This is a genomic window from Streptomyces carpinensis, from assembly GCF_002154505.1.
Classification (GTDB): Bacteria; Actinomycetota; Actinomycetes; order Streptomycetales; family Streptomycetaceae; genus Streptomyces; species Streptomyces carpinensis.
The window spans coordinates 1-951 of the sequence record NZ_MUBM01000655.1; the positions used below are offsets into that span (position 1 = coordinate 1).

The following is a 951-nucleotide window of genomic DNA, read 5'->3' on the forward strand; positions in this document are numbered from 1 at the left end:
GCACCGGCGGGTCCTTGTCGACCGGCTCCTGGCGACGGTCGTGCACCTACGCCGCGGGACCACGCACGACGTGCCGGCGTGCTGGTTCGGCTCCCGCCACCGGAATTCAGGCGCGCGCCGCCCACTCAAGACCGCGGCCGACGATCGTCGCCGTCTGTGGCACCTCGAGGTCCGCGACTCGGTGGCCCAGGGTGCAGATGAACACCCGTCCCGCTCCCCAGCGCCGCGTCCACACCACGGGGAACTCGACCGGGACGTCCCACTGTCCGCCGGTGGAAGGGGTGAGCACGGACGTGGCCAGCACCGTGTTGAGAGCGTCCGTCAGCACCCAGTAGTGCTCGGTGACGACCCCGTAGTCCTCGATGCCCTTGGTGATCTCACCGTCCCGGTCCGGCGAAGCGGCGACGCGCACGGTGAATTCCTGGAAGCCGTCCGGGTGCCAGAGGAACCGGCCCCCGACCATGCGCAGGTAGCGTGCGTTGCCGACGTTCGTTCCGATGACACCCCCGTGCCACCCGGCGAAGCCCGTGCCTGCCTCCACGGCCCCCACGAGGTTGGCCTCCTGCTTCGCGCTCAGCTCACCTCCCGACCAGGAGTGCACGACGAGGTCGGTGGCGGCGAGCCGGTCCATGTCGTCGTAGACGGTCAGGTCCTCGCTGACCGATACGTCGAAGCCCGCGCGCTCCAGGTAGGGCATGAACACCTCCGTGCAGCCGACCGGGTCGTGTCCTTCCCAGCCTCCGCGGACGACCAGGGCCTTACGCGTACTCACCTCGGAATCCCTCCTCACCGCGCCTGGGGCGCGAGTCGCAGACCGGCGTCGGGGCGGACGCCGCCTGGTCAGCCCCGGCGCGCACCTCCGGAGACCCTGTGCACCGTCAAGATTGGGCCCCAGCGAGGCTGTCCAACCCCTGTTCAACGGCAAGCCGTCACTGATCAAGAGATAGCCGC

The 951-nt window shown here is 69.9% G+C and carries 1 protein-coding gene; it reads right to left on the minus strand.

Annotated elements, in window-relative coordinates; translation table 11 throughout:
• Positions 1–106: 106 nt before the first annotated feature.
• Positions 107–772: a ThuA domain-containing protein gene (locus BZY54_RS47585; RefSeq protein WP_086731496.1), complete on the minus strand. Its 666-nt coding sequence runs from the start codon at positions 770–772 to the stop codon at positions 107–109.
• Between the last annotated feature and the right edge of the window lie 179 nt (positions 773–951).